The organism is Flagellimonas abyssi (genome assembly GCF_019457905.1).
Lineage (GTDB): Bacteria > Bacteroidota > Bacteroidia > Flavobacteriales > Flavobacteriaceae > Flagellimonas > Flagellimonas abyssi.
Genome location: NZ_JAHZSV010000003.1, coordinates 25,061 through 39,176, shown reverse-complemented (window position 1 = coordinate 39,176; position 14,116 = coordinate 25,061). Strand labels below are relative to the sequence as shown.

General features: G+C 43.3%; 12 protein-coding genes. 3 read left to right on the top strand and 9 right to left on the bottom strand.

Going from position 1 to position 14,116, the window contains the following annotated elements:
- Positions 1–3 precede the first annotated feature (3 nt).
- The 7 genes from K1F36_RS02855 to K1F36_RS02825 all read right to left on the bottom strand — a co-directional run bounded on the left by K1F36_RS02855 (position 4) and on the right by K1F36_RS02825 (position 8,324).
- Entirely contained in the window at positions 4–1,791 is a 1,788-nt protein-coding gene (locus tag K1F36_RS02855) for a BatD family protein (RefSeq protein ID WP_220112471.1), read from the bottom strand.
- The gene (locus tag K1F36_RS02850) at positions 1,791–2,684 is read right to left on the bottom strand and encodes a tetratricopeptide repeat protein (protein ID WP_220112803.1); all 894 of its coding nucleotides are present in this window, start codon (positions 2,682–2,684) and stop codon (positions 1,791–1,793) included. The genes K1F36_RS02855 and K1F36_RS02850 overlap by 1 nt, the downstream gene beginning before the upstream one ends.
- Entirely contained in the window at positions 2,671–3,723 is a 1,053-nt protein-coding gene (locus K1F36_RS02845) for a VWA domain-containing protein (protein WP_220112470.1), read from the bottom strand. The genes K1F36_RS02850 and K1F36_RS02845 overlap by 14 nt, the downstream gene beginning before the upstream one ends.
- 3 nt (positions 3,724–3,726) lie before the next feature.
- Positions 3,727–4,725 (bottom strand): vWA domain-containing protein, encoded by a 999-nt coding sequence (locus K1F36_RS02840; RefSeq protein WP_108245753.1) that lies wholly within the window; start codon positions 4,723–4,725, stop codon positions 3,727–3,729.
- A complete protein-coding gene (locus K1F36_RS02835) occupies positions 4,726–6,387 on the bottom strand; it encodes a BatD family protein (RefSeq protein ID WP_220112469.1) in 1,662 nt (553 codons plus the stop codon). It lies immediately after the preceding gene.
- The gene (locus K1F36_RS02830; protein ID WP_220112468.1) at positions 6,387–7,253 is read right to left on the bottom strand and encodes a DUF58 domain-containing protein; all 867 of its coding nucleotides are present in this window, start codon (positions 7,251–7,253) and stop codon (positions 6,387–6,389) included. The genes K1F36_RS02835 and K1F36_RS02830 overlap by 1 nt, the downstream gene beginning before the upstream one ends.
- A gap of 69 nt (positions 7,254–7,322) precedes the next feature.
- The gene (locus tag K1F36_RS02825; protein ID WP_207030881.1) at positions 7,323–8,324 is read right to left on the bottom strand and encodes an AAA family ATPase; all 1,002 of its coding nucleotides are present in this window, start codon (positions 8,322–8,324) and stop codon (positions 7,323–7,325) included.
- A 159-nt stretch (positions 8,325–8,483) separates the two neighbouring features.
- On the opposite strand from K1F36_RS02825, the gene K1F36_RS02820 reads away from it, so the two are divergent.
- The 3 genes from K1F36_RS02820 to K1F36_RS02810 are packed head-to-tail and all read left to right on the top strand — an operon-like array spanning position 8,484 to position 11,254.
- Positions 8,484–9,356 (top strand): aldo/keto reductase, encoded by an 873-nt coding sequence (locus tag K1F36_RS02820; RefSeq protein WP_220112467.1) that lies wholly within the window; start codon positions 8,484–8,486, stop codon positions 9,354–9,356.
- A gap of 9 nt (positions 9,357–9,365) precedes the next feature.
- Entirely contained in the window at positions 9,366–10,121 is a 756-nt protein-coding gene (locus tag K1F36_RS02815; protein WP_220112466.1) for an SDR family NAD(P)-dependent oxidoreductase, read from the top strand.
- On the top strand, positions 10,118–11,254 hold the full coding sequence (locus K1F36_RS02810; RefSeq protein WP_220112465.1) for an ATP-binding protein: 1,137 nt from the start codon (positions 10,118–10,120) through the stop codon (positions 11,252–11,254). Before K1F36_RS02815 ends, K1F36_RS02810 begins: the two co-directional genes overlap by 4 nt.
- Here K1F36_RS02810 and K1F36_RS02805 read toward each other — a convergent pair.
- Positions 11,251–13,170, bottom strand: coding sequence for an alpha-amylase family protein (locus K1F36_RS02805; protein WP_220112464.1), 1,920 nt, complete (start codon positions 13,168–13,170; stop codon positions 11,251–11,253). The genes K1F36_RS02810 and K1F36_RS02805 overlap by 4 nt on opposite strands.
- Entirely contained in the window at positions 13,171–14,115 is a 945-nt protein-coding gene (locus K1F36_RS02800; RefSeq protein WP_220112463.1) for a carbohydrate kinase family protein, read from the bottom strand.
- Position 14,116: the final 1 nt, after the last annotated feature.

Sequence of the window (14,116 nt, the reverse complement as noted above, 5' to 3'; positions counted from 1 at the left end):
TGATCATAGTTGTTTGTCCAGATTAGAGATTACCTCACTCGCCTTTTCATAATCCTGTTGCATCTGTACATTGGAGAAAGGACTGTAACGTGCCATTTCACAACTGGTCAATAAACTTATAAAGCCTTGGATGTCCGAATTGTTTACATTTTTTTCAGAAAGGATGCTCGTAATTTTATCCTTGCTGAACTCAGATGTCTCAATATGTAATTTGGCTTTCAAATAATTGTGCAGCCCCTTTTCCAAGGCCACATAAAAGGCTTCTTTGTTACCGAGTTCCTTTTTGGCCGTTGACAGATATTTTCTGGCCAATCTGTTTGCTCTTTTGATTTTATTGCCCACAACATCACTAGCTATTGCTTCTCGTTTTTTAAACGTAAAAATGGCAATTGGAATCAATATTAATGGAGCAAACAATAAAATGAAGAATAGGTTGGAGCCAAAGAATTTTTCTGAACTAATGGCACTTAGGTTTGGGTTTATATTGATAAAGTGGAATTGATCGCCCGTGGGAACAACCACTTGTTTGTTGGATGATGGACCGGCCAAAGTTCCTGAACTGGCTGTTGGTCCTTCTATCACCTCGATATTTATTTCTTCCGAACGTATGGTCTCGTATTTGCCGGTACCTGGATTAAAGAAGCTGAAAGATATGCTTGGTATAGGGTATTTTCCCCTAAATGATGGTACAATGGTATAATTGTTAGACACTTTGCCCTCCATACCAGAACTGTACGTGTTTATGGATTCCTCATACTCTGGATCGTAGACCTCCAATGAACTGGGAAGTTCGGGTTCCGGGAGTTGGAACAATTTTAGGTTGCCCTTTCCAGAAACTTCCACCTTTGCCTGTAGCGATTCCGAGGCGTTCAACTGTGTTTTGCTAGTGGTTACCGAAAAGTCAAAATCACCGACAGCACCACTAAAACCAGCTGGTTTTCCTGCTTCAGGCAATGGTTTGACATTGATGGTTCTGCTTCCTGCGGATACCGTCTTACTGGTCGAGGTATAAATCCTTCCGCCGAAAAAGTCACGACGGTTCGTTGGAACGTCCACAAATATTTCCAAGGAAAGCGGTTCAATATTCAATTGACCGGATTTTTGAGGGTATAGCACAACACGCTTTAAGACCACGTAGCGGTATGGTTTGCCTTGATAGGTACCATTTTGTGCAGTATGCTTGGTAACGGGAATGTCCTGGCTCCAAAAATTGTTATACGTAGGGTTGTCCAATGGGCGATAGTTGGTAACACTAACGTTAGGACTCACATACAGTTTGTATATGACCGTAACGGCTTCGTTCATGTACGGGTTGCCTTTGGATACCTCTGCCACCAGATGAAGGTTTTCGTCGGCAACATCGTCTACGGTTTTCTGAGAATTAGGTTTGTCCACAGCCGCCGTAACCTCAACTTTTTGCGGTGTGGTCTTGTAGGTCTGCCCTGCAATCTCTATAGTTGCTTGATTGATGGTAAAGCTGCCCCTTGCAGTGGGGACCAAAATATAGGTGTAGGTCTTGGAAAAGCTTCTTTTGCCGTTTATCCAAGATGAGCTGATAGATTGTGATGGCCCCATAACCACATTGAATCCTTCAAATTGCGGCGGCTTAAAGTTGTCTCCATCCTTGTTCATGGTAAAATCTACCCTCAGACGCTCATTGACTCCCAATTCCTCTTTGCTCAAGTTCATTGTGAACTCTACCCCCTTGGTTTCGTCTTGGGCATGCGAATAAATCCCCACAAGGAGGAACATTCCCAAAAAAAGCAATATGTTGCCTTTCAACAATTTCATTACCAGTCCTTCTCGTTTTTGATTTTTTTCCCACGAACCTTACGGGCCTCCATTTTTTCTTGAACTTTTTTCTCTTCGTTCTGCATGGCCTCTAGTAAATTCTGGATTTGCTGCTCAGAAAGTTGGTTGGGTCTTGGCTGTTGCTGTTTGTCATTGGGTTGGTCACCTTCATTAGGTTTCTTCTCTTGCTCTTTTTTCTTATCGCCTTCGCCCTCTTTATTTTCTTCGGGCTTGTTTTCACCATTATCACCTTGGTCACCTTTATCCTTGTTTTCGTCTTCTTTTTGTTCGCCCTCGTCCTTCTTCTCGTTATCGCCCCCTTCGTTGTTCTGGTCCTTGTTTTTGTCCTTGTCCTCGTTTTCTTCGTCTTTTTTGTCTTCGTTGTCCTGGTTTTGGTCGTTCTTTTGCTCGTCCTGTTGTTTTTCCAGCATTTTTTTTGCCAAAGCAAGATTATAACGGGTCTCGTCGTCGTTGGGATTTTTTCGCAATGCCTGTTTGTATGCCTCAACAGCTTGCTTATAGTCTTTTTGTTTCATGAACACATTGCCCATGTTGTGGAAGGCTTTGTGCTTTTCTCCTTTTTCTTCGGCAGTATCACTGGCTTCCTTATAACGTCCAAAGGCTTCGCCAAAACTTTCCCTGTTATAATAAGCATTACCTAGGTTAAATCTTGCCACGGCATTTTTATTGCTTTTGGATATGGCTTTCCTGTAGTCGGCCTCTGCCGTTACAAAATCATTTGAGGTAAGCTCTTCATTGGCCTCGAAGGTGAGGTTTTTAGAAGCTTGCAATGCTTTTTCTGCTTCTCTGTTCGCTTTTTCGGTAATGTCATCTTGGGCTTGGACCGCGCCAAAACAGAGCAATAGTCCAAACATCAACTTAATCTTGTTCATCATCGTGCTCATTAAAAAGATTCAGTTTTTTCAACCATTGTGTTTTTCTATCCAAAACGAAGATGTCCAAAAATAGAAATAAAAAGCCTGCGGCGAGGAACCATTGGAATTGATCCTTGTACTCGGCAAACTGCTTGGCTTCAAATTCCGTTTTGTCCATTCGGTTCAGTTCTTCTTTGATGTATTCCACAGCATTTTCCGTGTTGGAACCATCAATATATTCGCCATTGCCCTGATTGGCAATCTCTGTCAATACGTTTTCGTTCAGTTTGGTGATGACCACTTCTCCTTCGTTGTCCTTTTTCAAGCTTTCCACGATTCCGTTCCGCTTGATGGGAATCGGAGCCCCCTTGGTGCTACCTACCCCAATGGTATACACACGGATTCCATTTTGTGTAGCTTTTTCAACGGCATTTATGGTAGAACTTTCGGAATGGTCCTCTCCGTCGGAAACAATAAAAAGTACTCTGTTCGTTTGCTGGGAATCGTCATAGTAGGTGCTGGCCAAATCTATGGCTGCGTTGATGGCGGTTCCTTGTGATGACAACATATCGGTGTTCATGCTCTGTAAGAACATTTTTGCCGCTCCGTAGTCCGTAGTGATGGGGAGTTGGGGATAGGCCTGCCCGGCATAGGCAATGATCCCGATTCGGTCGCTGGCCAATTGGTTGATGATTTCCGACACAATACGTTTGGATTTTTCCAATCGGTTGGGGGCTATATCCTCTGCCAACATACTTTTGGAAACATCAAGTGCAAATACAATATCTACTCCTTCACGTTTTACGGTTTCCAATTTTGTGCCGATTTTTGGATTCACCAGTCCCAAAACCAAAAAGGAAATTCCCGCTAATAAGAGTACTAATTTAAGTGTGGATTTAAAGTTTGACTTATTTGGCGCCAAACGTCTCAATAGCTTTAAATCAGCAAATCGCTTCTGTGTTTTTTTCTTCCAAATTTGAAGAAAAAAGAACGTCAGGGCCATTACCGGAATTATGGCCAAGAGGTAGAAATATATTTTTTCGTCAAACTGAATCATCTTCTAAATAAAACTTTTAAAGATGGAGTTTCGCAATCCCCATTCCAACAACAATAATATTCCGGCCAAGAAAATCAATGGCCTGAATTTTTCCTCGTATTTGTAATACTTGAACTCTTCTATTTCTGTTTTTTCCAATTTGTTGATCTCGTCGTAAATAGCTTCCAAAGACTCATTGTCGGTAGCACGGAAATATTTTCCACCGGTTACATCGGCAATCTCTTCAAGCAATTCCTCATCGATTTCTACTTGTCGCATTCCGTACCTGTAAGACCCGTCTCTGTTATATGCGATCGGGGATAATGCGTTTCCGTTGGTTCCTATACCAATGGTGTATGTTTTAATCCCGAATTCGATTGCAAGATCGGCGGCGGTTCTAGGCTCAATAAAGCCAGAATTATTGACACCGTCCGTTAAAAGAATGATAACTTTACTAATGGCCTTGCTTTCTTTTAGGCGGTTAACCGATGTGGCCAGTCCCATTCCTATGGCCGTACCGTCTTCCAGTACACCATAGGTGATTTCCTCCAAAGAGTTCAATACTATGGCTTTGTCACTGGTAATTGGTGTTTTGGTATAACTTTCAGCGGCATAGCTTACCAAACCGATTCGGTCGTTTGGGCGCCCTTCGATAAAATCGGCCGCTACTTCTTTTAAGGCGGTCAAGCGGTCCGGTTTAAGGTCACGTGCCAACATACTGGACGAGACATCAATGGCCATCACAATATCGATACCCTTCGTGGTTTTTGTCCTTGTTGAAATATCCTCCGTTTGAGGTCTTGCCAATGCCGTTATAATGGCAGCCAAGGCCAAAAGACGGATTACTAGCAGGATGGGTTTCAATTTTGAGGCCCAGCTCGTTACCGTAAACCCTTTGATACTAGAAATACGGAGGGATGCCATTTCATTTTTCCGTTTGAAAAAATACCATAGCAAAGCCAATGGCAGCAGTAATAGCAGCCAGAAAAATTCAGGGTTTGCAAATTCTATATTCTCAAACATTTATACTTGTGTTTTTACGTCAAGACTTCCTAAAATCCGGTTAACAATCTGCTCTGCATATTCATCTTCCTCTTCCCAAGTGATCACCACTTGCTGGATAAAACCTTTACCGCCAAAGGTGAGAATGTTGTATTTGGCCCTTTTGGAGTCTCCATTGGGTCGTTCCAGAGTTCCGGTACCATAAGTTTTCATCCCTTTTACACCGGATTGGGTAACAAATTCTTCTTGTTTGGTAATGATGTTTTTAAGACCTAGTTGTTCAAAATTGGCTAAGGTGGAACCGATAACCGCATCAAATTGAGGCTCTTCTTTTTCTTCTTTAAAGGTTATGGAGCTTGTGCTTACGGAAAAAATACCAACATAACTTCCATAGGAAAAGGCCTGAAGTTCTTTGATGAGTTCCTCGGTTTCTTTGGGTAGCTGTGGCTCTTGGCGCACCAAAACCTCAGGAGTTTCTATTTGAATGGGAGGGAAACCATAGGAGCTGGCCACCCACTCATTCTCCAATAAATCTTTGGTGGGGTAGCCAAAAACGGTATCACGCACTTTTTTGGTTCCAAAATAAATGGTAGACCCAATACCGCCCAGAACAATGATCCCTGCAAAAATGGCCGCGGCCCAATAGATTCTTTTGCGTTGTTTTTTCTTCGCAAGTTCTTCCAGATATTCCTCGTCCAACAACAAATCTTCTTCGGTAGGCTCGGGTAGTCCAGCGTGCGTTTTGGTCACAATTTCTTCGACCAATTTTCTATCCTGTTCCGCAATGGACGATGCTGGTTTGTTCTTGGCAAACTTAACCAAATCAGCCGTTTGCAATATTTTTTGAAATTGTTGGATGGTATCATCCTCTAACTTAAGTTCACCGGCATCGCGCAACATTTCCAATTTGGTGATAAGCTCCGAGGTGGTACTTTCCATGGCCGTCACGTGTACATCTTCTTCCAAATAGGAACGAACAATATCGGTAAGCTCGGAATAGTATTGTTTGTACTCATCCTGAATGAGATACCTTGAATTCTCCAGTTTTTTCAGCTCCATCAACGCTCGGTCATAAGGAGGGAGCAAGGCGACTTTCTCTTCCTCGGTCAATGGCTTTTTGCGCAAAAAGAACCAATAGACCAATCCACCTACCACAATCAGCCCCAAAAGAATCCAAAGTGCGGTAAGCCACATGTCGGCGGTGCTCCGCTCTACCTCAATCAAGGGTTTGATGTCGTACATCTTCTGTTTAGTGGTGTCCACTGCTACATCGGCAACCTTAACTTGGAAGGAATCCGTGAAAAAAGGCTGCTCGTTGATGGCGATTCGCTGTGGGGGAATGGTATATGCACCGCTATCAAACTGTGTGAGCGAATATATTTTTTGAAGAATGACCTTGTCATCATTTTTGAGGGTGTCGGCCATTATGGCCTCTACGGTTTCAAGTGGGGAAAAAGTTTGGCCCTCGGGAAAGAAAACCACATCGGTGGAATCTGCTTCGACCGTAATCTTGTATTTGATCTGTTCTCCGATTTTAATGGCCAAGGTGTCCACTTCGGCATCGACCTTGGGTTGTGTTTGCGAAAAACCGAGCGTAGGTAAAAGCATCAGTAACAAAAAAGCACCCAAAATGTGTTGGGCTCCTTTTATGCTTCCAATTTTATGTAGGTTGTCCATTCGCATTATCCTCTACGTTTAAAATAGCCCAACAGCTTTTTCACATAACTTTCATCCGCCCGACAATTGATTACACCGCATCCAGATTTATTAAAGGAATTGGAAAAATAGGCAACTTTGTCCTTATAATGTTGTCCGTAAGCTGAACGTACTTGTTTGGATTGGGTGTTCACTAATTGTATTTCACCAGTTTCTGCATCTTGCATTTGCACCATTCCCAAGTTTGGAATGGTTTCCTCGCGCTCATCGTACACCCGGATTCCTGTAACATCATGTTTGTTGCCCACAATGCGAAGCGTATTGTCGTAATCGTCGGCGATAAAATCCGAAAGCACAAAAACAATGGCTTTTTTCTTCATCACATTGGTCAAGAACTTTAAGGCTTCCGCGATATTGGTTTCGCTGCTTTTTGGATGAAATTCCAATAATTCGCGAATGATTCGGAGTACGTGGCTTTTTCCTTTTTTTGGCGGGATGAAGAGTTCCACCTCATCGGAAAACAAAATCACACCGACCTTATCGTTGTTCTGAAGCGCGGAAAAGGCAAGCGTGGCCGAAATTTCGGTGACAATGTCTTTTTTGAACTGGTTGGAGGTGCCGAAAAGTTCCGAGCCGCTCACGTCCACCATCAGCATCATGGTAAGTTCGCGCTCTTCTTCAAAAACCTTAACATAAGGTTCATTGTAGCGCGCGGTCACGTTCCAGTCAATGCTGCGCACATCATCACCAAACTGATACTGGCGTACCTCGCTGAACGTCATCCCCCTACCCTTGAACGTAGAATGGTATTCCCCACCAAAAATATGGTCGGAAAGACGCCGAGTCTTGATTTCAATTTTACGTACTTTTTTTAGTAGTTCCTTTGTATCCATTTGGTTCAAAAAAATAGGTTTTCGGGTTGGTTAAAAGTATTGCTACTTATTCCGATAAACATTGAACCGCTAAGGCACTTCTACCTCGTTTACAATCTTGTTGATGATTTCTTCGGAAGTAATATTTTCTGCCTCGGCCTCGTAGGTGATCCCGATACGGTGGCGAAGTACGTCGTGTACCACGGCCCTTACATCCTCGGGAACCACGTAACCTCTTCGCTTGATGAACGCATAGCATTTGGAGGCATTGGCCAAGTTGATACTACCCCTCGGGGAAGCACCGAAACTGATGAGCGGCTTCAAGCTTTCCAAATTGTATTTTTCCGGGTACCGCGTTGCGAAGATGATGTCGAGAATGTACTTTTCAATTTTTTCATCCATATAAACCTCACGTACGGTTTCTTGGGCCCTTAGAATTTGCTCCAAAGAAACCACGGGGTTAACGGGTTCGGTAGCACCTCTCAGGTTTTGGCGTATTATGAGCTGCTCCTCGTTGAGTTTAGGATAATCGATTACTGTTTTCAACATAAATCGGTCTACCTGTGCTTCGGGAAGTGGGTAGGTTCCTTCTTGTTCCACTGGGTTTTGGGTGGCCATTACCAAAAACGGTTTGTCCAAAATAAAGGTCTCGTCACCAATGGTCACCTGCTTTTCCTGCATGGCCTCCAAAAGGGCGGACTGTACTTTGGCAGGGGCCCTGTTGATCTCGTCTGCCAATACAAAGTTGGCAAAGATGGGTCCTTTTTTTATGGAGAAGTCGTTCTCCTTTATGTTGTAGATAAGCGTACCAACAACGTCGGCAGGTAAAAGATCGGGAGTAAACTGTATTCTGCTGAAACTTCCTTTCACTGCTTTTGCCAAGGTGTTGATGGCGAGCGTTTTTGCCAGTCCGGGAACACCTTCGAGCAGAATGTGCCCTTTGCCCAATAAACCAATGAGCAAGCGTTCGACCATATGGGTCTGCCCTACTATCGCTTTGTTCATTTCAACCTTTAAAAGGTCAATAAAAGCGCTTTCTTGGGCAATTTTCTCATTCACAGCACTAATATCAATAGTAGTGTTTTCTTCCATTATATACTTTTATTGTTTGGTGTTAAGGTCGGGGTTTTAACTAAGGTGTGCAAAATGAAAATTTATTTAAAACCTGCCTGTTAATTAATGGTTAAAAAAAACGCTAAACCCCTAGTTTTATGAAGGATTTAAGGGTTTAATTTTATACTTTCAGCGCATATGGAACAGACAACGAAATTTTCCCGCATTATATCGGGAGCAATGACCTGGGGAAGTTGGGGAAAAAAACTTTCCAAGAATGAAATGATCGAATTGATGCACCACAGCATCGAATGTGGACTCACCACTTTTGACCACGCCGACATTTACGGCAGCTATTCTACCGAGGGCGATTTTGGAGCCGCTTTTAAGGATAGTAAAATCAAAAGGGAGGACATCCAATTGATCACCAAGTGTGGGATTCAGATGACCCGCGGTAGGAACAATAAAGTCAATCATTATCAATATGATAAGGACTACATCATCTGGTCGGCGGAAGAGTCCTTGAAAAAATTACATACGGATTATCTGGACCTTTTTTTGATGCACAGACCAAGTCCATTGATGCATCCCGATGAAATGGCGGAGGCCGCCCAACATTTGTTGCAAAGTGGGAAAATCAAACAATTTGGGGTGTCCAATTTTACGACCTACCAAGTGGCCATGTTGGAAAATGCCATTGCCGTTGAAGGGAACCAGGTAGAGTTTTCCTTAACGCACCACGACCCCATGTACGATGGTACCTTTGATGATTGCATCACCAACAAGAGAATGGCCATGGCCTGGAGTCCGTTGGGCAGCTTTTTTAGGGAAACCGATGAACAGGTGGAGCGCATTAAAGAAGCGATGCCGCCCCTAATGGAAAAGTACAATGCAACCGAAAGCCAGTTGCTTTTGGCGTGGATCTTAAAACATCCCGTCAACGTGCACCCTGTCATCGGAACTACGAACAAGAAAAGAATTGAACAATCGGCTGCGGCCGCAAAAATAGAACTGGAACTTCAGGATTGGTTTACACTTTTGGTGGCAAGCCAAGGTCACGATGTTCCGTAAAAATTGAAAATGGCGAAAATAGCATTGATTACAGGAGCAACCAGCGGAATTGGCAAAGCGACGGCAGAACTTTTTGCAAAGCAAGGTTTCAATCTCATTCTTTGTGGGCGAAGACAGGAGCGCTTGGAGCAACTCAGAAATAAGTTGGGAAGAGATACGGCCATTTTCACGCTTAATTTTGATGTCAGAAATCGTGAGGATGTTTTCTCGGCCATCAAAAGTTTGCCCAAGGAATTTTCCGAGATTGATATCTTGGTCAACAATGCTGGGAATGCCCACGGATTGGATCCCATAGATAAGGGCAGCCCGGATGATTGGGATGCTATGTTGGACATTAACGTAAAAGGATTGCTCTACATATCCAAGGCCATCATCCCGAAAATGACGGAACGTAAATCGGGGCATATCATCAATATCGGTTCTACGGCAGGGAAGGAAGTGTACCCTAATGGAAATGTATACTGTGCCAGTAAGCATGCCGTGGATGCCATCAATCAAGGTATGCGTATAGATCTCAATGCATACGGAATTCGCGTGGGTGCCGTAAACCCTGGCTTGGTGGAAACGGAATTTAGCGATGTAAGGTTCAAGGGAGACTCGGAAAGAGCAGCTAATGTATACAAAGGATTTCAACCCCTAAGACCTGAGGATATTGCGGATATTATCCTGTTCGTGGTCACGAGGCCATATCACGTGAACATTGCCGACCTTGTGGTAATGCCCACAGCACAGGCCAGCAGCACAATTGTGAACAAGGAACTATGATCAATAAACGCCTACTCGTAAAAAACTTATTGGCCCACAACGATGAGAATAGTTTTTACGACAAAAAGCGTTTTATATCCATTGGGGAAAAGGAAGGCAAGGCCAAGTTTTTAAAGCATGTCTGCGCTTTGGCCAACAGCAACCCCAAAAACAATTCCTTTATCGTAATCGGAGTGGAGGATGAGGACAATACAATTGTTGGCGTCGATTTTTTTGATGACAGCAAAATCCAAAATCTTGTCAATGCCTATTTGGACAACCCACCTCTGATTTCCTATGAAAATATTCCCTTTCCCCACTTGCCCGAAGGTAAGGTGGTCGGGTTGGTCACCATTAGATCGAACGGAAAGGTCTGTGCCCTGCGCAAAAATATCTGGAAGTACTACGGGGGAGCCGTTTTCTTTCGTGAAGGAAGCATCAGCCTGCCCAAAGCTTTTGATATAACGTTGAAGGACATCAATTCCGAAAAGGTAGCCACCATTGAGCAGCATGCTCGGAACAATATAGAGTATACTTTGGATGCCGTGTTGAATTTTTTCAATACAAGGCATCCCGATTTAACAAGCGATTACAAAGTGTTCAAGGAACAATTTGTGGTCTGTTGGGCGGGGAACAAGAAAAAAGTAAAAGGAAAGATTTACTATTCAAGGGTGGATATTGAGCTCATCAACGAACAGGTAAAATTGTTCTATTCGGCTTTGGATGAAATTACCATTGATTATGATGACGATTCTTTCAAAACGTTGGAATATGTGCAACTGGGTTTGGGATCTCAACAGAAATATTACCCCTTGGAAGAGATGACGATCACATTTTCGGACAATGGCAAGTATACCATCAACAACAAATTGATATTTGAACCGCCACAGTTTGATAAGAAAACGCTGTACCACGTGTACAACACGAACAATGCCCTGCTCAAAAAACTGGAAAGCCATATTCCCCTCACGGATTCCGAACACACGGATATGACGCACCTTCCCGCGACATACCTCATTTGTTATTTGAACGGTTTTGAAGAGGCCAAGGATAAAATGGATGGGGCACGGGCGCTGTTAAAAGCATATGATAGCCACGTATATCAATCCTTGAAAGAGTCGCAACGGATATTGCGAAAGGTCAGGTATGCCTAGGACTTCATTAGCCAGAGCATCTGGTAGGGCATTAGTTCCAAAAGAGCACTGTTCAGGCCCACTTTTTCACCGGATACCAAATCCAACGGCTCTCCTTTACTGAAATACCCCAATTTTTTGATCCAGGCACTATCAATAACTTGTGGGTTTTCATCAAAATTACAGATGACCAATAGCCCTTTTTGGTCCTCTGGCCTTTCAAAAGAAAAAACATGGTCATTTCCTGTATGGTACAGTTCAAGATTGTTATGGTCGGCAAAAACGGAGTTTTCCTTTCTTATTTTGATGAGCCTCTGAAGGGTGTGGAATATTCTGGATTGGGGTGAAACCTCCTTGTCCAATTTTGTGATGGTTTCCCAATCCTGCATCGGGCGGTTCACCCATCGGCTGTCCCCTTTTTTGGAAGCATCATTTTGGAAGGAGTAGTCGTTCAGTGTTCCAATTTCGTCCCCAGCGTAGATCAACGGAATGCCGCCAAAAGCCAATGTGATGCCTTGCAGCAGAACAATTTTCTTTACCGACTCTTCCAATAACGCTTCGTTTTTGGTTTTGATGGCTTTTTCAAGTCCCAATAAAGAAGCTGCACTTCCCGTGATGCGACCATCTCCCGTTTTTGGGTTGTACATAAAAAGCAGTCCCGTGGCAGGCGACCAATCCAATCGTTGGCAATAATAGTCCAGCAAAAATTTTCTATGCATTTCGGGATTCCAACCCAGTTCTTGGATCAGATGGTTTTCGTACCCCAATCCAATATCGTCATGGCAACGAATGTAATTGATCCACGTACAATCTTGTGGTTTGGGTGGAACGTGCATCAAACTTTTATAAAGCAATTGTGTTTTTTTTGTGGCAATGGAGTTCCATAAGAGAGCCATCAAGGAAGCATTATAGGCAATTTCACATTCGTTGCCCCTTTTCTCTTCTTCTCCAAAATATTTTACGATATCGGTTGGTGCTACAATGGCCTCTGCCAACAGAATGGAACCTGGGGCCACCACTTGCAGGCACATCCGGAAGAGGGAGATAAGGTTGTGTGCCTCTGGCAAGTTTTGGGAAATGGTCCCGATTTTTTTCCAGAGAAAGGCAAGGGCATCAAAACGCACCACATCCACGCCCATATCCGTTAGCTTTACCAAGTTGGTGAGCATCTCCAGAAATACTTCGGGATTGGTATAGTTGAGGTCCCATTGATAACTGTTGAAGACCGTCATTACCCACTTCTCCATTTCGGGGATGTAAGTAAAATTACCGGGTGATGTTTCTGGGAACACCTCGGGCAGGGTTTTTTCAAATTCGGCCGGAATTGTAAAATCTTCGTAGGTGTAATAGTAGCCTTGGTATTTTTTATCCCCTTTCTTCGCTTTTTTGGCCCACGAAAATTCGTCGGAGGTATGGTTGACCACAAAATCAAGCATCAAGTAGATACCATTTTTGCGAAAGGCCTTGGTCAATTCCAGGAGATTTTCTTTGGAACCGTATTTTTTGTCCACCTCCAGATAGCTGTTTACCGCGTAGCCCCCATCACTTTCTCCTTTGGGCCGGGTAGTAATGGGCATTAGATGCAGAAAGTTGATTCCAAGTTTTTTGAAATAGGGTATTTTTTCTTGAAGTCCTTTAAGGTCTTTATTAAAATGCTCTACATAAAGCTGCATCCCCATGAGCTTTTCGGACTGGTACCAATTTGCTGCGTTGATACGCTCAAGATCTTGTTTTTTTAAGTGGTCGGGCCTTTCCTCAAACAACTTCGGAAGAAGCTTCAACAGTTTCTGAAAATCTTTTTCGTGATGCTCTTCGGTATATAAGGAGAAGAACTGCTTTTGAATCAAGGTAAGGTTGGTGGCCAATCGCAGCTCAAAGAGCTTTTTGGCATCCTTTTCTGTCTGGGGAATTAGTTTATGTAAGCTGGCTTGGTTCATTTATTTATCGAGCTGGTCCTTGGTGGGCAATGCCACAATGGCTCCGTAATTAGTAGTGGTAATGGCACCGGCCTTGTTGGCGGTAGCTACCATTTTTTCAAGCAATGAGAAATCCTCGAAAACAGGTTCAAAATTGCCCAAATCTGAAATTTGGTATAATAGGCATCCGATAAAGGCATCGCCGGCACCTGTGGTGTCAACAGGGGTTACTTTTACACTGGGAATTACTTTTTTGTTGCCGTTCATGCTCAGCAAGGTCCCTTCTTTTCCCAAAGTAACGGTGATTATTTTTGTTCCTACCTTATGCAGGGCATCGCAAGCATCATGTAAATCTTCCTTTCCTGAAATAAGTTGGGCCTCTTCGGAACTAAACTTGCACAAATGGGATTTTTCCACAAATGGCATGCACTTTTTTATAAAAGTTTCCTCATCATCCTTCCAGAGATCGATTCTAAAATTGGGGTCAAAACAAATGAACATATCCTTGGTAAGCCCATCAAAAAGATATCTGCCGTATGTTTTTTCCAAAGGCCCACCCAAAAGTGCGGTCGCTGCTCCAAGGTGAAGAATGTTTCCTGGAAGGTTTTTCCGCAGGTCTGGATTGTATTTTAGTTCTTTATCGGCTCCCCTGCTAAAAACAAAATCACGTTCGCCATCTTCCGAGAGGGAAACAAAGGCAAGAGTTGTAAACGTATCGGATAATTGGGTGAGCGAAACATCAACCCCTTCATTTTTTAAGGTTTTCAAAAGAAATTTGCCAAAGGGATCATTCCCAACGCTACCAATAAAAATTCCGTTACCTCCCAGTTTGGAAATGGCACAGGCCACATTGGCTGGTGCTCCACCTGCTTTTTTAGTGAACTGGTTTGCTTTGGAAAGGTCGCTTCCTTGTCGTTCGGCAACGAAATCTATCAACACTTCGCCAATGCAGTATACTTTTTTCATA